Source organism: Tolypothrix sp. FACHB-123, assembly GCF_014697075.1.
Classification (GTDB): domain Bacteria; phylum Cyanobacteriota; class Cyanobacteriia; order Cyanobacteriales; family Nostocaceae; genus Aulosira.
Genome location: NZ_JACJRE010000003.1, coordinates 59,337 through 81,196 on the forward strand (window position 1 = coordinate 59,337; position 21,860 = coordinate 81,196).

19 protein-coding genes are annotated in these 21,860 nt (G+C 40.3%); 11 read left to right on the plus strand and 8 right to left on the minus strand.

The window, feature by feature from the left end:
- Positions 1-16: 16 nt before the first annotated feature.
- The 5 genes from H6G41_RS02815 to nuoB all read right to left on the minus strand — a co-directional run bounded on the left by H6G41_RS02815 (position 17) and on the right by nuoB (position 3,412).
- A complete protein-coding gene (locus H6G41_RS02815; RefSeq protein ID WP_190743424.1) occupies positions 17-1,069 on the minus strand; it encodes a class I SAM-dependent methyltransferase in 1,053 nt (350 codons plus the stop codon).
- A 6-nt stretch (positions 1,070-1,075) separates the two neighbouring features.
- Positions 1,076-1,534: a VOC family protein gene (locus tag H6G41_RS02820; RefSeq protein ID WP_190743426.1), complete on the minus strand. Its 459-nt coding sequence runs from the start codon at positions 1,532-1,534 to the stop codon at positions 1,076-1,078.
- A gap of 409 nt (positions 1,535-1,943) precedes the next feature.
- Complete coding sequence (locus H6G41_RS02825; RefSeq protein ID WP_190743428.1) at positions 1,944-2,183, minus strand: hypothetical protein; 240 nt, start codon at positions 2,181-2,183, stop codon at positions 1,944-1,946.
- Positions 2,184-2,278: 95 nt separating this feature from the next.
- Entirely contained in the window at positions 2,279-2,710 is a 432-nt protein-coding gene (locus tag H6G41_RS02830; RefSeq protein WP_190743430.1) for a GNAT family N-acetyltransferase, read from the minus strand.
- Complete coding sequence (nuoB, locus tag H6G41_RS02835) at positions 2,711-3,412, minus strand: NADH-quinone oxidoreductase subunit NuoB (protein WP_190743432.1); 702 nt, start codon at positions 3,410-3,412, stop codon at positions 2,711-2,713.
- A 437-nt stretch (positions 3,413-3,849) separates the two neighbouring features.
- On the opposite strand from nuoB, the gene H6G41_RS02840 reads away from it, so the two are divergent.
- From H6G41_RS02840 to H6G41_RS02865, 6 genes are all read left to right on the plus strand, one after another.
- Positions 3,850-6,315, plus strand: a complete 2,466-nt coding sequence (locus H6G41_RS02840; RefSeq protein ID WP_190743434.1) for a GNAT family N-acetyltransferase — start codon at positions 3,850-3,852, stop codon at positions 6,313-6,315.
- A gap of 336 nt (positions 6,316-6,651) precedes the next feature.
- Entirely contained in the window at positions 6,652-7,911 is a 1,260-nt protein-coding gene (locus H6G41_RS02845; RefSeq protein WP_190743436.1) for an HlyD family secretion protein, read from the plus strand.
- Positions 7,912-7,995: 84 nt separating this feature from the next.
- Positions 7,996-8,370 (plus strand): hypothetical protein, encoded by a 375-nt coding sequence (locus tag H6G41_RS02850; RefSeq protein WP_190743437.1) that lies wholly within the window; start codon positions 7,996-7,998, stop codon positions 8,368-8,370.
- A 46-nt stretch (positions 8,371-8,416) separates the two neighbouring features.
- Positions 8,417-10,351: an ATP-binding cassette domain-containing protein gene (locus H6G41_RS02855; protein ID WP_190743438.1), complete on the plus strand. Its 1,935-nt coding sequence runs from the start codon at positions 8,417-8,419 to the stop codon at positions 10,349-10,351.
- 33 nt (positions 10,352-10,384) lie between these two features.
- Entirely contained in the window at positions 10,385-11,530 is a 1,146-nt protein-coding gene (locus tag H6G41_RS02860; RefSeq protein ID WP_190743439.1) for an ABC transporter permease, read from the plus strand.
- 562 nt (positions 11,531-12,092) lie between these two features.
- Positions 12,093-13,181, plus strand: coding sequence for an aromatic ring-hydroxylating dioxygenase subunit alpha (locus H6G41_RS02865; RefSeq protein ID WP_190743440.1), 1,089 nt, complete (start codon positions 12,093-12,095; stop codon positions 13,179-13,181).
- Between the two features lie 379 nt (positions 13,182-13,560).
- Here the strand turns inward: H6G41_RS02865 and H6G41_RS02870 are convergent, their stop codons facing one another.
- A complete protein-coding gene (locus H6G41_RS02870; protein ID WP_190743441.1) occupies positions 13,561-14,034 on the minus strand; it encodes a DUF4385 domain-containing protein in 474 nt (157 codons plus the stop codon).
- 600 nt (positions 14,035-14,634) lie between these two features.
- Between H6G41_RS02870 and H6G41_RS02875 the strand changes: the two genes are divergently transcribed.
- The 5 genes from H6G41_RS02875 (at position 14,635) to H6G41_RS35640 (ending at position 20,221) form a co-directional block, all read left to right on the plus strand.
- Positions 14,635-14,988, plus strand: coding sequence for a hypothetical protein (locus H6G41_RS02875; RefSeq protein WP_190743443.1), 354 nt, complete (start codon positions 14,635-14,637; stop codon positions 14,986-14,988).
- 7 nt (positions 14,989-14,995) lie between these two features.
- Positions 14,996-16,540, plus strand: a complete 1,545-nt coding sequence (gene ilvA, locus H6G41_RS02880) for a threonine ammonia-lyase, biosynthetic (RefSeq protein WP_308795904.1) — start codon at positions 14,996-14,998, stop codon at positions 16,538-16,540.
- Between the two features lie 94 nt (positions 16,541-16,634).
- On the plus strand, positions 16,635-17,297 hold the full coding sequence (locus tag H6G41_RS02885; RefSeq protein ID WP_190743446.1) for a Uma2 family endonuclease: 663 nt from the start codon (positions 16,635-16,637) through the stop codon (positions 17,295-17,297).
- On the plus strand, positions 17,294-17,686 hold the full coding sequence (locus H6G41_RS02890) for a hypothetical protein (protein ID WP_199316007.1): 393 nt from the start codon (positions 17,294-17,296) through the stop codon (positions 17,684-17,686). Before H6G41_RS02885 ends, H6G41_RS02890 begins: the two co-directional genes overlap by 4 nt.
- A gap of 576 nt (positions 17,687-18,262) precedes the next feature.
- A complete protein-coding gene (locus H6G41_RS35640; protein WP_277878010.1) occupies positions 18,263-20,221 on the plus strand; it encodes a cellulase family glycosylhydrolase in 1,959 nt (652 codons plus the stop codon).
- On the opposite strand, the gene H6G41_RS02900 is transcribed toward H6G41_RS35640, so the two are convergent.
- Positions 20,204-21,178 (minus strand): 50S ribosomal protein L11 methyltransferase, encoded by a 975-nt coding sequence (locus H6G41_RS02900; protein WP_190743448.1) that lies wholly within the window; start codon positions 21,176-21,178, stop codon positions 20,204-20,206. The genes H6G41_RS35640 and H6G41_RS02900 overlap by 18 nt on opposite strands.
- A 154-nt stretch (positions 21,179-21,332) precedes the next feature.
- Positions 21,333-21,827 (minus strand): GNAT family N-acetyltransferase, encoded by a 495-nt coding sequence (locus H6G41_RS02905; protein WP_190743450.1) that lies wholly within the window; start codon positions 21,825-21,827, stop codon positions 21,333-21,335.
- Positions 21,828-21,860 lie beyond the last annotated feature (33 nt).

A 21,860-nucleotide genomic window follows, 5' to 3' on the forward strand; every position in this document is an offset into this window, starting at 1 on the left:
CGATCGCTTTTTTGAGTTAAATTCGCGCTTCCAAAATCAAGTTAAATGGCGTTTGCGTCGCTCGGCGGAATTGACTAAACCCAGCTTGCACCATTACTTGTCCTAGTCTTTTCTCTCCAGCTTGCGCTCCTAACCCTAAACCAACTTCTTGGGATAAAGAATTAGGCGTACAAAATGCGGAAGAAGCAGCGTAAAACAAACGACCTACAGGATTGAGGTTTTCTGCGATATCATTACCCGCAAAAGGTTCGACTAACAGCACTGTGCCATCATCTACTAGTACTTCCTTAGCATGTTTCAAGGCTCCTACAGGATCGCCCATGTCGTGCAGACAATCCATAAAACAAACTAGAGCATATTCCGAGCCTGGAAAATTATGAGCGTGAGCCACTGTAAATTTTACACGGTCTGCAACCCCGGCTTCCTCGGCGCGTTGACGAGCAACTTCAATTGAGCCTGCGTGGTAATCAAAACCCCAAAAAGTTGAGTTGGGATACATCTGCGCCATAATAATTGTCGATGCACCATGACCGCAACCCACATCAGCAACTTTGATACCTGCTTTTAATTTCTCCTCCACACCTTCTAACGCCGGAATCCATTCTGTAGTCAGAAAGGTGCGGTAACCAGTTCTGAAAAATGCCTCAGTTCCACAGAATAATCGCGGGTGATGTTCGTGCCAACCGATACCGTTACCTGTGCGAAAAGCCTCAGCCACTTTATCCTCATCTAACCAAATGGCTGAAATCACATCAAAACCCGGAACCATAAACACGGGACTGGTGGGATTTGCTAATACCATCGCGTGTTCTTCTGGTAATTCGTAGGTATCATTAACTGCATCGTAAGTTACATAACCGCCTGCGGCTTGGTTATTCAGCCATTCCAGGATATAACGTTGACGAACCCCGGTTTTTAAACCTAATTCCATTGCTGTCATAGGGCCAGCACCCGCCATTGCTTGATACAAGCCGAGTTTATGACCAATATTTGTCATCACCCCCGACATACTTGCAGCCATATCCGCAATTACTTGTCCGACAAAGGAGTGCAACTTAGTTTCATTCATAACGCCTCATCTTCTAAACTTTTCAATGGTTAAATTGTCATTAGCTTTATGTATTGCTTGCTCAACTGTGAAATTAATTTCTTGACCATAGGAAACTTCTAGGGTATGACCATCAGGATCGCGGAAAAATGCCCAGTAACCGACAGGAAAACCCCAGTCATGGGGCCCATCTATCAACACGCCTTCTAAACGCGCCTCATGGCAAAGGCGGTCTACTTCCTCACGAGTTTGACAAGCCACTCCCAAATGGGATGCAGGCGCAAGGGTGCTTTTTAGTTCCGCAACTTGAATTAAAACAATCACAAATGGTCGAGTTAAATCGCTAATCCAAGCCACATCTACGTGCTTCGTTTTATCAGTGCGCCGATGCACTACTTGCATTGCGGCATACTTTGCATAAAACGACAGGCTTTGATCGATGTCGCTGACTCCCAGTGCGATATGAGTAAAACCTAGATCTGACATTAGCTTTTACCTTTTAACAAATGAGCAATATCTTTCAGATTAAGATATTGCGGATCTGCACAAGGTTGAAATAGTCTAGCGATCGCTTAACTCTTTTACAGGTAAATTGATGATTTTCCGAAAATTTCCTTAGTTTCAAAGGTCGAGTTTGCAAGCCCCTCCTCTTTGTCAGGCGTGCAGAACTGCTAAAATGCCCGATAACACCACATCTCCATCTACAAGATCAGTTATTTTGATTCCGCAAGGGTAAGGCAAAATTACAAAAAGAAGAAAGATAAAGCTATTTTGGCGGATTAAATCTGCTAAAAACTCTTTTTTGTGAAGATATTTAGGGTAATTACTGCAAGAAGCTCACAAAATATCTTTAAATTCCTAAAATACCACGCTTTATGCAACTGCTTTGGTGTTACTAGCTCAAATAAAGCGTCTTGGAACTCGGAGTTTTAGGTTCTGAACTCGAAGTTCCGTGTTCTGAACTCGAAGTTCCATGTTCCGAACTCGAAGTTCCGTGTTCTGAACTCGAAGTTCCTTGTTCTGAACTCGAAGTTTCATGTTCCGAACTCGAAGTTCCGTGTTCCGAACTCAAAGTTTCATGTTCCGAACTCGAAGTTCCGTGTTCCAAGCTTAAATCATCTCCATCGCTGCTCAATTAATCACCTTTTTCATGGAGTAGGTTGGGTTGAGGAACGAAACCCAACACCAAAAAACCTTGGCTTAGTTGAGTTTCACTGGGTTTAACCCAACCTACATCTGACTTAAGTCGATAGTAAAGTGATAAGCTCTGATTTCTAGACGGTGCTTGAAGTAAAAACGATGAGCAGCGAAGCGCTGAACCCCAGAATCCAGGTGTAATTGCTGGCAAGAATTAGCTTTAGCATAGTCTATCAGCCAATTGAGGAGATTTGAACCGTAACCAACAGAGCGATTGCGCTCTTGAGTTACCAAATCATCCACATAAAGAAACTTACCCCAAGATAAAGATTCAGCGATTCTAAATCCGGCTACAGCCTTGATGCTTCCACCATCTTCTAAATAAGCTAGGTGAAAACCTTGCTGTTCTTGTCTGCGAATGCGAGTCACAAACTCATTAGCAACAAGATGGGGACGAAGCAGTTGCATAGTAGAAAAACAACGCTCAATTTCTGCATCAGACTGTGCCAGATTAATGTAAGTCATTTAGTCTTGGATAACTTGCGAATTTTGAGTTTCTGGTAATGCTAGAGGTAATTCTAACCCTGGAGCCAGAGCAAGTTCTGGTGGCGGCACTTCCCTGCTGGCACTTTTGAGATATTTTCCATCATTAACAGGTTCTACAGGCTTGAGGTGATGGGTAATGCTGTAATAGCGGTGAGTTTGTTGGGTTAGGTGACGTTCTTGAATGCTTTCATTAGCAATTTTCTTCCGCAATTTAATAATTGCATCGATAACAGCTTCCGGGCGAGGCGGGCATCCTGGTATATAAATATCAACTGGAATTAATTTATCTACACCCCGCACTGCGCTAGGAGAATCGACACTAAACATTCCCCCTGTGATGGTACAAGCACCCATCGCGATGACATATTTAGGTTCCGGCATTTGTTCATAGAGTCGCACGAGATTCGGCGCGTACTTCATGGTAATTGTGCCAGCCGTAATTAACAGATCTGCTTGTCGCGGAGTCGCACGGGGAATCATCCCATATCGTTCTAAGTCAAAGCGCGACGCATAAGCAGCCATAAATTCCATAAAGCAACAGGCTGTACCAAACATCAAGGGATACAGACTGGACATTTTTACCCAGTTGTAGATATCGTCAACTGTGGTGAGAATAATATTTTCCGATAATTGTTGCGTAATTTCCGGACGCTCAACGGGGTTGATAATTGAACTAGTCATAAATTGAGTTCCCCAATAAATATTTGTAGAGCAATTAATCGCTACATCATTGCTAACTACAGTTTCCGAAAACTCTCCCAACTCCACCAGTAAAGATAAAGGCGTTAAGGTGCTAACTTAAGCTCCAAGTTAGGGGATTTGCAACTAAAAAAATATACTATCGCTTTGTTGGCAGGGGGGCAGGGTAAAGGGTGCAGGGGGGAGGTGGAAAATATTATCTCTCTTAAATTGGATAATTGATTTTCTGGAAATTCTTTAAGAAATGTTGAGATAAAGGCAGAGGTTGGTTCGACTGCGCTCACCAACCCGTGTCAAAGATTGGGAATTGAGATTTTCGGTGTAATTGCGGTTCTCTATTTTCTAAATTACGTGAAAAGCTGGGAGCGATCGCATAAATATTTTTCCAGGCGTGCAACTATTAAAAGGCTGACTCATCGATGTCTTCATCCGCAAATTCACCGTCAGGATACTCATTCCGTCAAGGTACTGTTGCAGAACTCCAAGCGCACAACTCTAAATACTCTAAATGGGTAATTATTTTAATATCTATCTTGGAGATAGTTGTCAGTATCAGAACAGTTTTAGAGGCTTTTGTCAAGCGATTAGAAATAAATCATAAAGCATATTTATTTGAATATGGCAAACCACCAAATCACTTTTTTGATTGGCAAATACTTTCTTCAGCCATCAAACCAAGTGATTTTCTTGTGTTTTTATCTATGGGCAGTGCCGTTGCCTTTGTATTTGCTATATACAAACTTTCCGAATATTTAATGGCGCGCAGCTATACCAAGGATAAAGTATGGTTTGTTGAATATGAAAAGCAAATTGTTGGTTGGGCATTCATTGTAGTTAAAACTAACTATAATATCCTATCTAACATTTATATTCAGCCGAAACATCGCAGCCAAGGTGTTGGTTCACAATTACTCTGGCATTGTCTAGAAAATCTGAGTTTACCTGTATATCTAATTTATATTCCTTATCTCAAATCCTTTTATGAACGATTTGGGTTTGTCGCTCTCCCCAATGACGAAAAGCCTAGAGAATTCCGGTTTTCTCCACTCCCAGCGATGGTATTATTGCAACCACCAATTCCCATCAGCGAACAGCAATCTACAAATTTACCTTTACCACCAGGGGTTTTAATTCGTCCTTGCCAAAATTTTCAAGAACAATGGCAAATTTATCAAACATTTTGGCAGCGACAAAGATTTAGAAAGTCTCTCATTTATATTGCCACAATAATTGCTTTGCTAGCAGGCGGCAGTTTTGTAGTAATTAGTTTAACTGGAATTATCATCAAAGAATTACTAGGATTAACATGGCTCGCTGAATTTGATTATTCTGTATTAGATTTGCCAGTTTCGGGAATTGCGATCGCGTTTTGGTTAATCTCTCTCTTCCTCATCTTGAATCGCTTTATTTTTAGGTGGCAAGAGTTACTAATTGAGAAAGATAAGCGCCCAATAGGTTACATTCACTTTGGTAAATACAATAACTATTCCATATTATTTAACTTACATATCGAAGCACAATATCAACCTCAAGAAATGACAAAGTTGATATTAGCGCGAATTCAGCCGCAAATCAATTTACCAATGTACTGTCTTGGTTGGCAGAGAGATAAACAGTTTTATCATGGGTTGGGTTTTATTTCCGCTCATCGTCAAGAACTTCCATTAGAATTTAGAATCATTCAATTTAGCGAGCAAATATATTTAAAACTGACATCCCAAGGGGCGACAAACATATCTAATCAACTAGCGGAAACTATCGCCGCTATTAGCGCCCATCAAACGATACAGCCAGCAAATCTACTAGTAAAAAAGTCACGCGATCGCAAGTGGTTTTTGATTGGCGATGTAGTCATCTTCCTGGTGCTATACATGCTGACGCCGCTTTGGCAAATACCGCAAATTTATGCTGACTCACAGCCACAGACTCCCAAACAAGATATCTCGACTAATACAACAGCTATCCCAGCTTGGAAGATACCAGAAAATATTGGAGTTTTAGCGATCGCGCCAGATAATCAAACACTTATCAGCGGAAGTGGGGAAAACAAAATTCAAGTTTGGGATATCAACAAAAAGAGTTTACAGCAAACCTTGAATATATTTTCTGGCAAAATTCAATCTATTGCTGTCAGTCCTGATAATCAAACTTTAGTTGTGGGTACATCTACAGGCATAATTCAAAAATGGGATTACAAAAGCGCTACATTAGATAAAACCTTTTACCCCGCCCATTTAGGAGAAGTTCAAGCTTTAAATATCAGTGCTGATGCTCAAACCTTAGTCACTGGAAGTAAGAACGATCCAACTGTAAAAGTTTGGAATTTAGCAGATGGTAAATTGCTGCAAAAAGTTAATTCTCGTGGTTATGTGTTTGCTTTAGCAATTAGCAAAGACAATCAGAATTTATATATTGCTAGCTTGGGCGGTGTAAAGATTTGGGATTTGCGTCAACAAAAATTTGTCCAAAGCTGGGCGGCTCATTCTCGTGAAGTTGAGGTAATCGCCCTCAGTCCTGATGGTAAATTTATTGTCACTGGTGGTTCTGATCGGCAAGACTTAAGTACAATTTGGATGGTGAAAGTTTGGGATGCGCAAACTTTAAAACTCTTAAAAACATTACCTGGTTATTCTACATTCTTAACTTCTTTAACCGTGACTCCTGATAGTCAAACAATCATTTTTAACGATTGTTGTTCTACAAATCTATGGAATTGGACGAATAACAAATATATTTCCTCTGTTGATGGACTTAAACATGATGCTGTTCTTAGTCCCGATGGTTTAAATCTGATCGGCGCAGCATCCGATCGCCAAACTATCACCATAAAAGATTTAAACAGTCTCTTGCAACCTAATCCTCAGCAAACTACTACTAATAAATAACAAATAGGTAGGGGCACGGCAATGCCGTGCCCTGGAAAATATATTGATGTGTTGGCAGCATTATTGCAACTGCGACAAAGAAGACAAAGCAACTCAAGCAAGTAACCCCAGGCGCTTACCATTTTCACGAGATAAACGGATTAAATATTGACGGGTGCTGTGCTCAATATGGAAATAATTACAAAATTAAACAATAGTTGCGATATTAATATCCTTGACATATCTGGGTTGTGCAACACACAAGAGACATACTATAACGTAGGTACTCAGGTTTCATTCCCTGAGCAAGCACAACAGTAAGTTCCCGTTTAAGTTTAGTTTTAAACTCAAAAAAATATGGCTCAGCCAGTTTCGCCAGCCCAAGAACCTTTTGATACTACCGCAACTACTAAAAGTAAACGCAAACTCTCACCGCGTTTATTAATCCCATTAGGTTTATTACTCACAGGTGTCGGACTTTTCACTTCCTATTTAATATCATCGCGTTCCGCAGCTAACATCCTCAAAGTTAGCGGTCGCATTGAAGGCTATGAAACTAATATTGGTGCTAAAGTAGCAGGACGCATCACCTCGGTAGCTGTACGCGAAGGGGATACAGTGCGTGAAAAACAAGTCATTGTCAATTTAGATGACGCAGAGATTCAAGCACAACTGCAAGGTGCATCGGCGCGTGTAGATGCAATGCAAAAACAGGAAGAACAAGCAAGATTGCAAATCAGTCTTTTAGAAAATCAGATTTTGGAAAATCGGATTACCTTACAACAATCAGTAGATGATGCAAAAGGGCGAATCTTTCAGGCGGAATCATCATTCGCTTCCAGCCAAGCCCAGCTAACTCAAGTGATCGCTAATGTAGAACAAGCCAAATCTGAGTTGAAATTAGCGCAAATGAACCGCGATCGCTACGCTAAATTAGTTAAACAGGGCGCTGTTACTAGACAACAATTCGATCAAGCCCAAACTAACTGGGAAAGTGCATTAGCTAACCTGCGATCGCGTCAAGCAGCAGTAGTTTCTTATCAAAAATTAGTCAATTCTGCTCAAGGACAATTAACTCAAGCTAAAAGTTCGGGATTAAATCCCTCTATCCGCAACGCTCAACTATCCCAATTAAACAACCAATTAGATCAAACTCGCCTGAAACTAGGTACAGCACAAGCTGATGTACTCAATGCTAAAGCCGCTTTGCAAGAAATCAAAGCTAAAATTGCCGATCTCACGGTGACTAGTCCCATTAACGGCGTAGTTATCAGTCGGAATGTAGAACCAGGAGTAGTTGTTACCACTGGTAAAACTTTGCTCACCTTAATCGATCCGAAAACAGTTTATCTCCGTGCTTTTATTCCCCAAGGTAATATTGGTAAAGTTCGTATTGGTCAAGAAGCTAAGATACTTTTAGACTCAGCACTCAAACAACCCCTAAGTGGCAAAATTGCTGCCATTGATACCCAAGCATCTTTTACCCCTGAGAATATTTATTTTCAACAAGACCGAGTTAGACAAGTTTTTGGTGTCAAAATTACCATCGACAACCCAGGAGGATTTGCTAAACCAGGAATGCCAGCAGATGCTGAGATTAATATTACAGCGGAGTAGGGCAACAAAGGACAAAGAGGCAGGGAAGCAGGGGAGCAGAGGAGCAAGGGAGCAGAGGAGAATAGGATTTTTGATGAAGTAAGGATGTTATTTGAGCCTTTTTGCTTGGAGGTTGAGGCTTTTTGCTTGGAAGTTGAGCCTTTTTGCTTGGAGGTTGAGGCTTTTTGCTTGGAAGTTGCGGCTTTTTACTCGGAAGTTGAGACTTTGAACTCGGAAGTTGCACCTTTTTACTTGGAAGTTGAGGCTTTTTGCTTGGAAGTTGAGGCTTTTTGCTTGGAAGTTGCACCTTTGCGCTTGGAAGTTGCGGCTTTGAAAATAAAACTTCTAACTTATACCAATTCAATTCATGATTTTGTCTTATGGATTGTCGTTAAGGGCGGGGAAACCCCACCCCTACAACTGACAACTGTACGGGCGGGTTCACAGATATCCTCACTGATTCATGAAGATCTCGCATAAACCCGCCCCTACTAACAACTGACAACTGACAACTGACTACTCACCAATGACTAACGTTGTAATTTGGGTGGAGGCTTTAAATAAACGTTACGGTAAATTAGTCGCCGTGAAAGGAATTAATTTTACCGTCAACCAAGGAGAAATTTTTGGCTTAATCGGCCCTGATGGTGCGGGGAAAACTACCACATTTCACATTTTGGGTGGGGTAATGGAAGCGTCAGCAGGGAAGATTCAGATATTAGGTAAACCTCCTCGCGATGCGCGTTTATCTATTAGTTACCTGACACAGCAATTTTCTCTGTATCTTGACCTCAGTATTGATGAAAATCTCCGCTATAGTGCCGGTTTACGTGAAGTTCCTGAGGATGTTTTTGTCCAGCGTCGCCAAAAATACTTACGTTTGATGAGTTTAGAGAAATTTGGCGATCGCTTGGCGGGTCGTCTCTCCGGGGGGATGAAACAAAAGCTGGCTTTATGCTGTGCTTTGATTTCCCAGCCGCAAATTTTGTTATTGGATGAACCCACGACAGGTGTAGATCCTGTATCACGGCGGGAATTTTGGGATGTATTAGCGGCGATCGCGGCTGAGGGGGTGACGGTAGTTGTGGCGACACCTTATTTAGATGAAGCAGAAAGATGCGATCGCATTGCTTTAATGTATGAAGGCGAAATCCAGCAAATTGGTACTCTTACCCAGTTACGCCAATCTTTAGGTTTACAGCGTTTAGAAGTTCGCACCAATAACATCGCAGCCGCAGAGCAAGTTTTACACAATGCAACCAATAATATTCAAACATCAATAGTCGATGTCCAAACCTTTGGCGATAGATTAGATGTATTAGTTAAAGATGCAGCAGCAGCTACCGCCACCGTTGAGAAAATTTTTGCCCAGCAGCAACTACAACTAAATAACATTCAAACAGCAGATGCAACTTTAGAAAATGTATTTGTCTCTCACCTGCGCGCATCGGGAAATGACCCAGAATTTATTTCTTTTCCTCGCACAAAAACAAGGGATAGGGATGAAGAAATAGTTAATAATTTATCTGTGGCGATTGGTGCTAATAAATTAAGCAAAATATTTGGTGATTTTTCAGCAGTTAAAGGTGTAGATTTAGAAATCCACTATGGTGAAATTTATGGATTATTAGGAGCGAATGGCGCAGGAAAGACCACAATCATTAAAATGCTCTGTGGATTGCTAGAACCGACATCAGGCAAGATTTCTTTAGCAGGAGAAACACAGAATTTGCGTAGCAGTGCATTAAGAAAACGCATTGGTTACATGAGTCAAAAGTTCACACTCTACGATGATTTAACTATTATTCAGAACTTAGAATTTTATTGTGGTGTTTATGGAGTAGCGAGACAATTACGCCGCAGCAAAATCGACTGGGTACTGAGAACTTGTGGCTTAGTTGGCAGAGAAAACATGCTCACCGGACAACTACCAGGGGGATGGAAACAGCGAGTAGCCTTTGGTGCTTCCGTAATGCATGAACCAGAGATATTATTTCTCGATGAACCGACATCAGGAGTAGATCCCTTAGCGCGGCGGCAATTTTGGCGCTTAATTAACGAGTTTGCACGAACCGGCACAGCGGTGTTAGTCACCACCCATTATTTAGAAGAAGCCGAACAGTGTAACCGCATGGGGTTTATGGTAGCCGGGGAAATGGTAGTTCAAGGTTCCCCCAGTGAAATTAAAGCCGCACAACCCGGCAAGTTGATAGAAATAGTCACAGATAGAACTCAAGATGCCTCTAATTTACTTAAAACACATTTTGCTGCTTGGCGAGTATCAATTTTTGGCGATCGCCTCCACCTAGTCCTCGATCATCCCGACGCAGATATCCCCCGAATTAGCGCAATTTTGCAAACAGATCGCATAAATATCCACTCCCTTCGCTCAATCCCCTTTTCTCTCGAAGATGCTTTCATCGGCATAGTCCAACGCACGGAAGAAGGGACTAGAGACTAGTAGGGGGAAAAGAAAGCAAATACCCAATGCCCAATGAAAAGAATATTATCCCAATGTCGTAAAGAGTTAGCACAATTTAGGCGCGATCGCCTTTCTTTAGCGCTGGCGTTTCTCCTACCATTGATTACCTTAATTATTTTTGGTTTTGTAATTCGCCTAGAATCGAAAAATATTCCGATATTTATTCAAGATTTTGATAACAGTCCTCTCAGTCGAGCCTATATTGAGCGTTTATTTGCTACTAATCAATTTGAACCAATTCATAATTTTAAATTTCCCCTGTTCACTTCCCTCAATAAATCTCCAGATGAAATCTCCAATCCTCAAGAGGCGATAGATAAAGGACTCGCAAAAGCTGCGATCGTGATTCCTCCAGATTTCAGCCGTCGCATTAAATCCGATTTAACTACCAACATCCAAGTTTTAGTTGATGGGACTGATGTTAATAATGCCAGAATTATCAAAAATAGTATTCAAGCAACCACAAGATTTTTTTTAAGAGATTCAGGGCTACAACCATCATTTGATAAAATTGTGGCGCATATCCGCCTCTGGTTTAATCCGGGGAGAAAAGAATCGTTATATATCGTACCTGGTATTTATGCAGTTATCCTCTGGATTTATCCCTCATTATTAACAGCAGTCGCAATGGTGCGCGAAAAAGAAAAAGGGACAATCTTACAAGTTTACGCTTCTAGCCTCAGCGCTGAAGAACTACTATTAGGAAAAGGCTTAGCTTACCTTTTAATTGGCATCAGCGAAGCTTTATTAATCGTAGTCATGAGCGCTATCATTTGGCAACTAGGCTTTGTAGTCGAGCCAACACCATTATTATTAGGTACACTCCTATTTTTAATAGATAGTGTCATGTTTGGCTTATTAATTGGTGTACGTGTTAATAATCAAAATTCTGCTGTGCAAGCTGTCGCCTTAGTAGGTTTCTTAACAGCTTTACTACTATCAGGTTTTATTTATCCACTGAGTAATATTCCTTTCCCCCTCTCATTATTTTCCGCTATTATTCCCGCCCGTTATTATATTGAAATCACTCGCGATGCTTACGTGCGCGGTACTGGCTGGGCTGGCGTTTGGTTCGCCATTCTTATGCTAATTATTCTCGGATTTTTACTTTTCAATGTCGCCCGTCGGATATTAAAAAGAATGCAATTACCAGATTAGTTATTGACAATTATGTTGCAAAAAATCGTAGGGTGTGTTACGCCGTAGGCTAACGCACCGTGAAAAATTTTTAGCTCAATAACCTAGATTTATACAAATTTAAGAAAAGTTCTGATATTCTGGGATTGCTTCGCTACAATGCTTTTCGGTCGCAATGACAAATTTTGTTTGCGTAAGTCCTCTATATGCATCTTCATCCAAAAACGTTATTACGTAGGCTAAGACTCTACGAATAATTAAAGGTGCGTTACGCTACGCGATAACACACCCTACTAAAATAGTTGGAAATCTTAATCATGACTTACTGAATTTTATTAAATAAAATTGACACATGTTTTTTTCAATTTTTTGAAAATTAATTTGCTAATAGGCGATAAATCAGGATTTTAATCTGCTCAATTCTTAAATTAAAGTATGACCAATGTAAAAAATGTTTAGCGATAAAAGAAAATCTCATAATTAATTTAATAGCAAAATATCAAGAGTAACTATCATTACATTTTTCGGACTGCTGAATAGGAACTATATAATCAAGCCCTTCACTGTCCGTAAAAATCTAAAAATGAATTTTAACTCCCCGAATCTTAGCTCAAATCGTAAATCTAAAACCTTCAATAACCCAGAACGTTTTATAGAAGGTTGGTATTGGGCAATTTCTAGCGATCGCTTGCGGGTAGGTGAAGTAAAAGCTATCACTTTATTAGGTAGAGACTTAGTAATTTATCGCGGTAAAGATAAAAAAGCTGTTACTTTTGATGCCTACTGTCCCCATATGGGTGCTCATTTAGCAGATGGTAAAGTTGAAGGTAATGGACTGCGCTGTTATTTCCATCAATGGAAATTTGATAGTGAAGGATTTTGCGTTGATATTCCTTGTTTAGATGAACTGCTTCCCCTTCAATTAAAAGCTTGGCCTACCGCAGAACAATATGGCATGATTTGGGTTTGGACTGGAGAATTTCCCCTAGAGCCTCTGCCTTTTATTCCAGAATTAGAAGCACAGGATTTTGATGTAACTATTATTTCTCAGTTTATAGCTAACTGTCATCCCCATGCAGTGATAATTAATGCTATAGATACTCAATATTTTAATACAGTTAAAAGAGTACCCGTAGAAAATATTTTTGAACCACAAGAATTGAATCAAAATGCTATTGCCTTTACCAATAATACACAAGGTAGAAAAGGTAATTATTTAAGCAAACTCATTCGTCCTTTTTATAAAAATGACCTGAATTATAGTGTTTGTTATTGGTATGGCAGTACGAGTATGGTAACATTCATGCCTAATTTTCTCCATTTGCACTTTATGTTAACCCTACGCCTAATTGCAGGCGGGAAGACTGAAGGGCATACTATATTGATGATTAAAAAACGTCAGGGAATTCTGGGTAGATTATACAATCGAGTTGTGTTGTCCCTAGGTAAGGTTTTAAGTCAAGATTTTCTCAAAGTTGACGCCAAGATTTTTGAAAAAATTCAGTTTGATTTTAGAACACCTGTCAAGACAGATCAGGCTATTATGCAGTTCATCAATCATTTAGAAAGACAGCCAGCTTTGTCTTGGGGAACTTGGCAACAAGCGCGATCGCTCCGCGATCCAGAACCCAGAGATAATAGAGATAAATGGCGAGATGCTTTGAATGATTAAGTCAATAGTCAGTTGTCAGTTGTCAGTTGTCAGTTGTTATTGGTAACTACTCCCTCATCCCCTAGCCTCTAGCCCCTAGCCCCTATCAATACCGTATTTTGTTTTTAATTATTTTTTAGGCTACCATTTAAATAAAAAGAAGTGGCAAAGCCACTTCGTAATTCCCAGGTAGAACCTAGAAATGAGTATAACTATTCTAAAAACTGGAAATCGTATAAATCGACACTGATTAATTGTATCTAAAGAATTCAGTGCGATCGCACCAATACAAACTCAAGTCACTCCAGTTAGGGAATGAGACATCAAACAACATCCCATCATCAATTTACTAACAGTACGATTATGCCTTTCTGCTAGATAACAAAGAATATCAAGCCTGTTAATCTAGTTCGTACATCTGTTTATGTTGGGCGAGAAGCGCTTGATATTTCTCGTTTGTCTTGGCTTGTATCCACTTAACTTTAAATATCGCTGCTGATTCGGCTTTAATGGGATCTACTTCATAAGGAAGAATTTCTTTTTTATCACCGTTATCTGGTGGAGTTTTTTTATACTTTCTGCCGCTTTTATGATTAGCATAACGGCGGGCGCGAGTATAACCCATTTGTAAAAACTTGCGTGCCATATCTGCACCAACAAAATCATCTTGCTCTAAATAGGTAAGAAAAATTCCATAGATTTTTTCGCTAGATTCTTTCGCAATATCAGGATTTTTAAATCGCCAATAAGGCAGAATTTCTGATTTGTAAGGTTCTACCAAAAGTACACCTTGTTCGCCTTTCCCCACGCGATAGAGTTCAGGATGCTGGCGAAAATTGATATTTGGGAAGTCCAAAGAATAATCAAAAGCCATACTGAGTTTTTAGAACGAATCATAAACTCTCAACATGGAGTTAATCTTCTATCTTTGTAGGGAACTTAAGGTGAAACCCGCTTACCGCAAGGAACTTCATTTCCTTGCTAATAGCCAAAGCCATCTCAAGATGACTAAATATCTTCAAAATCTTGAGTCTACTGAAGTAGGGGCGGGTTCACAGATATGCTTCAATAATTCACGACTATCTCCCTTAACCCGCCCCTACTTTGGTTATTAGCCTCTTCATTCATTCTCAGGCGGATGGCGCTTGTACAGAGGCTATTTTTAGCTTAAGTTGACACGTATGGTGGATGCCGTGCCCCTACGAGGGATTGCATCTGTGCTTAGGGAACTCCAAAAAATAAATTATTCCGTTAAACGTTGACTGTTGACAGTTGACGGTTCACAGTTAACAGTTAACAGTCAACCGTCAACTGTGAACAATAGCAATGGAATATTTTTTTACTTGGAAGTCCCTTAACTAAACCTTATTGTCTGACAAATGTCACGACTTGACATAGGTTTTATGTTAATTTGACAGGTATGCACTGCCCAGAAGTAGTTCTAAATATTTGGTAGTGAAGCTCTGAGATTGCTTTGCAGCAAATTAAATATTCATTGACGGAGCAAAAAGCCTCGCTCACGGAGCAAAAAGCCTCATTCACGGAGCAAAAAGCCTCGCTCACGGAGCAAAAAGCCTCATTCACGGAGCAAAAAGCCTCATTCACGGAGCAAAAAGCCTCGTTCACGGAGCAAAAAGCCTCGTTCACGGAGCAAAAAGCCTCATTCACGGAGCAAAAAGCCTCATTCACGGAGCAAAAAGCCTCATTAATTACAAATACTCAATGCCCAATGCCGAATGCCCAATGCCGAATGCCCAATGCCCAATGCCCAATGCCGAATGCCCCATGCCCCATGCCGAATGCCCAATATGTACATAAAGTAGCGTAAAATTATCATCTATCCGGCATCTGCTACCCCCTCAACGCCCATGTATTGTGACTACCTGGTTCAAATTCTCACTGCCCGTGTATATGATGTTGCCCAGGAAACACCCTTAGAATATGCTCCAAATCTTTCTCGCAGACTGAACAATAAGCTATTGCTAAAGCGGGAAGATATGCAATCAGTATTTTCTTTTAAACTGCGTGGCGCTTATAACAAGATGGTAAACTTGCCACCGGATTTATTAAAGCAAGGAGTAATTGCCGCCTCTGCTGGAAATCATGCTCAAGGTGTGGCTTTATCTGCCAGTCGTTTGGGAACTCAAGCAATTATTGTCATGCCGGTGACTACACCCCAGGTAAAAGTGGATGCTGTCAAAGCACGGGGGGGACATGTAGTTTTACATGGTAATACCTACGATGATGCTTATGCTTATGCCCGTCAACTAGAAGCGGAAAAGGGACTGACGTTTATTCATCCCTTTGATGACCCGGATGTAATTGCCGGTCAGGGTACAATCGGCATGGAAATTTTACGCCAATATCAACAACCCATCCATGCGATTTTTGTCGCCATCGGTGGTGGGGGATTGATTGCGGGGATTGCAGCTTATGTCAAGCGGTTGCGTCCAGAAATCAAGATTATTGGTGTGGAACCGGTGGATGCAGACGCGATGAGTCAATCGCTGAAAGCTGGAAAGCGGGTGCGATTATCTCAGGTGGGTTTATTTGCGGATGGGGTAGCGGTGCGGGAAGTGGGGGAGGAAACCTTTCACCTGTGTCAGCAATATGTAGATGAAATCATTTTGGTAGATACCGATGATACCTGCGCGGCGATTAAAGATGTATTTGAAGATACGCGATCTATTTTAGAACCTGCGGGAGCATTAGCGATCGCAGCTGCTAAAGCCTACGCGGAACGGGAGCAAATTGAGGGACAAACCTTAATAGCTGTAGCCTGCGGTGCGAATATGAACTTCGACCGGTTGCGTTTTGTCGCTGAACGCGCCGAACTTGGGGAACGCCGAGAAGCCATCTTTGCTGTCACCATTCCTGAGAAACGGGGAAGTCTGCGGAAATTTTGTGAATGTATTGGCGATCGTAACTTAACTGAGTTTAACTACCGCATTGCCAGCGAACAAGAAGCACATATTTTTGTCGGTTTGCAAATTCAAAATCGCGCTGATGCGGTAAAAATGCGAGAAACTATTGAGGGTTGCGGTTTCAAAACTATTGACCTCACCGATGATGAACTGACAAAACTACATCTGCGCCACATGGTAGGCGGACATTCACCCCTAGCAGAACATGAATTACTCTACCGTTTTGAGTTTCCCGAACGCCCAGGTGCGTTAATGAAATTCGTTGGTTCCATGAGTCCCAACTGGAATATCAGTATGTTTCACTACCGCAATAATGGCGCAGATTACGGCAAAATTGTTGTTGGTATTCAGGTTCCACCGCAGGAAATGGCAGAGTGGCAAGCATTTTTAGATACCCTAGGTTATCAGTATTGGGATGAAAATCAGAATCCTGCTTACAAGCTGTTTTTGGGGTAGTAAGCACTTTATTGCGATGTGTAGGGTGCGTTAGCCTATGGCATAAGACACCCTACATTTTAAGTCCTTTTAGATAAAGGCGAGGCAATAATTTATGAGTCAAACCTTACGCAAAATAGTTACATTTGATGAATTCGTTGCTAAATATCCAAATAACACAGGGAAACGTTACGAATTATATGATGGGGTAGTAGTTGAAATGCCACAGCCATTGGGTGATCATGAAGAGGTAGTTGGATTTTTAACCACAACAATCATTTTAGAATATAGTCGTTTAAATCTTCCCTATTTCATCCCAAAAACAGCATTAGTTAAACCAATTAAAAATGAATCAGCATCCTCGCCAGATGTGCTGATATTAAATCGACCTAATTTAGTAAATGAGTCTCGCTGGAAGCAAGAATCTACTGTCAGCCTTGCAGCATCGATTCCTTTAGTAATTGAGGTAGTGAGTACGGCAGTTGCTTCAAGCCGGGAAACCCGTCCAACGCACTGCCTTACCAATTGGCGTGATGATTATCATAAAAAATACGCCGATTATGAGGAAATGGGAATTCCTGAATATTGGATTGTGGATTATGCTGCTTTAGGTGGTAGGGAGTTCATTGGTAAACCAAAAGAACCGACCATCTTAGTTTGCTGTTTGGATGAAGGTGAGTATCAGATTAGGAAATTTCGCTCTCAAGACCGCATCGAATCACCAACTTTTCCAGAATTGAACTTAACCGCCGAACAGATTTTTCAAGCTGGAGGTTGATTAACTTAGAGACTAACCGAACTCTAGCTCTACTTGACTTAAAGCAAAATAATCCTTGGTCTGCTGCTGCATCTCCTTTAATGGGAATTACACCCATGATGGAATTTATGGCACAGCACTATGGCAAAACATATAAACCGAATACAAGGGAGACTGTTCGCCGCCAAACAGTTCATCAATTCTTAGATGCAGCTTTGATAATTACAAATCCAGATGCTCCTGAACGCCCCATTAACAGTCCCAAAACTGTATATCAAATTGAAGAGACTGTACTGGAATTACTTCGTACTTATGGAACTCCTGAATGGCAAAAGAGCATTCATACTTATCTAGCTTCAGTTGAAACTCTCAAAAAACGCTATTGGTATTACCTTGCTTTCAGCCACTAACTCCTGAGGTAAATCAGGTCATAGCTCACTCATGTACTTAATTTACCTCAAATACGAGGTAGCTTATTTCCGCTTTAATGTTCAAATATATAGTTGTATAGGCTATATATATGTAAGTTTATTATGTATTTATACGTATATTTAATGTAATAAATATTTATTGTGTCTGAGAAATTTTGCTCTTTAAAAATGTATCATTCTTAATTCCTTTAACTCGGAACAAACTACAAACGTTATCTCTGTCAAAAAATAAAACCACAATTTTGGATAGTTATTATTTGAGCTAGTCCGAAAGTTGTTGTTTTTTGACCCATATCTTAGATATTATTCATTCATCTTGCTAAAACTAATTGAAATACTTTTTTTCTGCTTGTGAAAGACAATAAATATAGGACATATCCGTCTATATATTCATTTTTTGATGAATTTAATTAGGGACAATATATCAAGCTTTTCAGATAAGTGTGTCAGCAAATATCATTAATTTTATCAATAAATAATATAGGTATATCTGACATTGTTCGGACTTATTAAATCTGCAACTATTAAGTTGTCATTTACATTTTTTTCATAAAAATGTCATCTACTAACTCAAACTTGTTAAAAAGTCAGGTAATTAAAAATAAAATTTATGGTCTCAATGGACAAGAATTTATTGCCAAAGGAGTCTATGGATTTACTTGGGATGAAATTTTTAATATTTATTTGGATATCTGGGGAACTTCTGCTATTAGATACCACAACTATGTATTAGGACAAATTTCTCAATCTGAATCTGCAAAAGATAATTATCAAATAGACGATAAAATTGCAGATATTTATATGCTTCAAGATGCGGTAGTAATGTTTGAATCTCCAGGAGGATTAGATAAAACTAAAGATTTTCCAGCTTATGTTGTTCGGGGTATAACTCAGGATATTCCCACTGTGATTGGGGAATATAGCTATAACAATCCAGGAGAAGAGTTTACGCAAGCTAATGTCAATATGATGTTAGCATCATTAAAATTTTCCAATTTCCAGATAATTGGGAACAAAATCTATGACCCCAATGGACAAGAGTTTATTGCTAAAGGAATCAATACTTTTACATGGGATCGGGATTATGATATTTATTTAAAAAACTGGGGATTTAATACTATTAGAGTTCCTAACTATTTATTAGGAAGTTATAATCAACCCCACCCCGTAGAGGACAATTACCAAACAAACCACAAGATTGTAGATATTTATACGAGTCAAGGTGCAGTAGTCATTTTTGATGCTCACGATCGCATTGGTGGATATTATGAAGGGGAACAATGGGAAATCCTGAAAGACTATTGGCGTGCAATGGCGCGAGAGTTTAAAGATAATCCTTATGTTTGGTTTAACTTACATAATGAACCGGGAAATAGTCAAGCTCAAGCTGCAAAATGGGTAGATTATCACCGTCAATTAATTGACATAATTCGAGCCGAAGGTGCTAACAATGTCATTGTGGTCGATGGCGAAGCCTGGGGGCAAGACTATCATACTCAGACAATTGCTAGTCATGCTCAAAATATTATGGCAGGTAATGCAAATATAGTCTTTTCACTCCATATTTATGACCAATGGCTCAACAAAGATATTGGTGCTTATTTTGATAAACTCCAGGCTCAAAATATTCCGATCATGATTGGGGAATACGGCTCTGAAAATATAGGAATAGATGTTACACAAGCGAGTGTCAATATGATGTTGGCTGCTCAATCACGGGAGATTGGACGGATTGCTTGGGTAGGAAAAGCTAATGATAATAATGATTTAACTTCTGGAATAGGAGGACATGCTTATTATTTTAATGGTAGTAACACAGAAATTTTGACTGATTTAGGCAATTTGGTATGGCAAGATTTGCAGCGAAATGAAGATTTAAGTTATGCCGATCATAATTTTTGGACTCGTTTTACAAGTCCCGAATTAGCTACGGAAGCAGCTAAACAAGGAATTTACAACATTGTTATCAATGATGTTGCTAGTAATCAGAATTTCTCGAATAAACTTACATCTAGTATCTTTATTTCTGGGGATATTAGTAATAATAGATTAAAAGGTGGAGATCAGGATGATGTATTGATTGGCGGTGATGGTGCTGACAAACTATTTGGTCAAAATGGTAACGATTTACTAGTGGGTGGTAAAGGCAATGATGAACTCACAGGCGGTTTAGGTAATGATGTTTTTTATATCGATGGTAGGGATGGCGGTAAAGATGCGATCGCAGATTTTAATCCCCAAAATGACGCACTGTATATCAACAATATTTTCGCAGTTGCGCAAGCTTGGACTGATAGTGGATTTGATCGGACTAATCGTTATGGACATCTAGGGGCGCTGCGAGTTACGAACTTAGAAGACTTAACTAATTTAACCAGGGTTCTCAACAATTTAGGAGGAGATTTTGGCGCGTACAAAAGTAAGAATCAAAAGCAACTAATTCTAGATTTGGGCGAAACAACAGTTCAACTCAATAATTTAGCTGATGATGTGCAACTAATTCCCACAGCATGACTTTGATTTTAAGCGATAAGCTAGTGCAACCCATTCGTTTTGTCGCTCACAATCGACATTTTCAAATCCTAATTCGGTGAATGCTACAGCTAAATCTTCCTCATAATCATTGGTAAATCCAGCTAAAATTACTAATCCACCATTGCTATCAGTTGAACGTAGCGCTTTTTGATAATCCGCCGCCAGGGCAATATGTATTCTACCTGGGATATTAGCCACAATTAAGTTAAATTGATTTTGCACATCAATTTTCGGCACATTGCTAATAGAATCTCCACCCAGCCAATGTCCCAAGTCGCTACCACAGCCTAAACTACCTTGTTTAACGGTGACTTGCTGCTCTACACCATTACGATATACCGCATCTTTAGTTGCTTCTACGGCAATGATGTCATTATCTAAGGCTAAAACATTTGCTCCCAATTTAGCGATCGCAACACTCAAAATACCCGAACCTGAACCTAAATCTAGAACATTCATCACTGGGGTAATATGACGCTCAAGCAATTGTAGGCTGAGTATGGTTGCTGGATGTAAACCGCTACCAAAAGCGAGGCTGGTTTTCAGTCTTAAAATAATTTCCTCTGGTGTTGAACTGTAAGCTGTCTCAGCAGAAACAATAACAAACTTTTGCCCAATCCGGTGGATGAGAGAGCTTGCGAGTTCTGTGTCTGTTGGTTTGTCTGCAACTACAGCCATCGCCAGATGGGTAGTCAGTCCGGTGCGTTGCAATGGTGCGAGTAATTGGGCTATTTCCGATCCATGTATATCTGCATAGATATCGTCCGGTATGTAGAAGCTGATGGTAAACGCCCAGTCTGGCGTGATTTTCTCGCTGTCTGCTTCTGTATATCTCTTGATATGAACATCAGTAGTCACGTTGTTTTTAGCAAGTAGTGTACATACCCAATCAACCGCCTCATTTGTCGTGTCGAGGCTTAACTCTATCCATGACATATTTAGTTCCTTTCGTTAGTTGTCAGTTGTCATTGGTTATTGGGCATTGGGCATTGGGCATTGAGTATTTATTTACTCCCTCTGCTCCCTGCTCCCTACCCCCTGCTCCCTGCTCCCTGCTCTCTGCTCCTCTGCTCCCTGCTCCCCCGTCCCCTCAATCCCCAACTCGCAACCCCATAATCATTAAGTCACGTTCAATACCATCAAGTTCTGCGATATTGGGCAAATGTCCCCAAGGTTTAAAGCCGAATGTGGTAAATAGTTTTAAACTGGGCTGATTATGGGCAAAAATGAAGCCAATTAAAGTCTTTAAACCTAAATTGGGGCTTTGTTCAATTGCTTGTCCTAAAAGTTTTCGTCCTAAACCACACTTTTGAAAGTCTGGCTGAATGTAAATGCTAATTTCGGCAGTTTTACTGTAGGCTGGTCGCCCATAAAAAGATTGAAAACTAAGCCATCCGGCAATTATACCGTCTTCTTCTACCACCCATAGCGGTCTTTGTGAAGGCGATCGCCCCCGGAACCAATTCAGGCGACTTTCTACGGTTACTGGCTCTAAATCAGCGCTGGCCATGCGGCTAGGAATTGCAGCATTGTAAATTGCCACAATAGCAGGTAAGTCAACTTCAGTCGCATGGCGGATAGTCATTGATGCTGTTTTTAGAGGAATTTTTACAAAAAT

Excerpts from the sequence above, each read along its gene's own strand:
- H6G41_RS02815 (WP_190743424.1), bottom strand. The coding sequence starts at position 1,069 with ATGAATGAAACTAAGTTGCACTCCTTTGTCGGACAAGTAATTGCGGAT.
- H6G41_RS02820 (WP_190743426.1), bottom strand. The coding sequence starts at position 1,534 with ATGTCAGATCTAGGTTTTACTCATATCGCACTGGGAGTCAGCGACATC.
- H6G41_RS02830 (WP_190743430.1), bottom strand. The coding sequence starts at position 2,710 with ATGACTTACATTAATCTGGCACAGTCTGATGCAGAAATTGAGCGTTGT.
- nuoB (WP_190743432.1), bottom strand. The coding sequence starts at position 3,412 with ATGACTAGTTCAATTATCAACCCCGTTGAGCGTCCGGAAATTACGCAA.
- H6G41_RS02840 (WP_190743434.1), top strand. The coding sequence starts at position 3,850 with ATGTCTTCATCCGCAAATTCACCGTCAGGATACTCATTCCGTCAAGGT.
- H6G41_RS02845 (WP_190743436.1), top strand. The coding sequence starts at position 6,652 with ATGGCTCAGCCAGTTTCGCCAGCCCAAGAACCTTTTGATACTACCGCA.
- H6G41_RS02850 (WP_190743437.1), top strand. The coding sequence starts at position 7,996 with ATGTTATTTGAGCCTTTTTGCTTGGAGGTTGAGGCTTTTTGCTTGGAA.
- H6G41_RS02855 (WP_190743438.1), top strand. The coding sequence starts at position 8,417 with ATGACTAACGTTGTAATTTGGGTGGAGGCTTTAAATAAACGTTACGGT.
- H6G41_RS02860 (WP_190743439.1), top strand. The coding sequence starts at position 10,385 with ATGAAAAGAATATTATCCCAATGTCGTAAAGAGTTAGCACAATTTAGG.
- H6G41_RS02865 (WP_190743440.1), top strand. The coding sequence starts at position 12,093 with ATGAATTTTAACTCCCCGAATCTTAGCTCAAATCGTAAATCTAAAACC.
- H6G41_RS02870 (WP_190743441.1), bottom strand. The coding sequence starts at position 14,034 with ATGGCTTTTGATTATTCTTTGGACTTCCCAAATATCAATTTTCGCCAG.
- H6G41_RS02885 (WP_190743446.1), top strand. The coding sequence starts at position 16,635 with ATGAGTCAAACCTTACGCAAAATAGTTACATTTGATGAATTCGTTGCT.
- H6G41_RS35640 (WP_277878010.1), top strand. The coding sequence starts at position 18,263 with ATGTCATCTACTAACTCAAACTTGTTAAAAAGTCAGGTAATTAAAAAT.
- H6G41_RS02900 (WP_190743448.1), bottom strand. The coding sequence starts at position 21,178 with ATGTCATGGATAGAGTTAAGCCTCGACACGACAAATGAGGCGGTTGAT.
- H6G41_RS02905 (WP_190743450.1), bottom strand. The coding sequence starts at position 21,827 with ATGACTATCCGCCATGCGACTGAAGTTGACTTACCTGCTATTGTGGCA.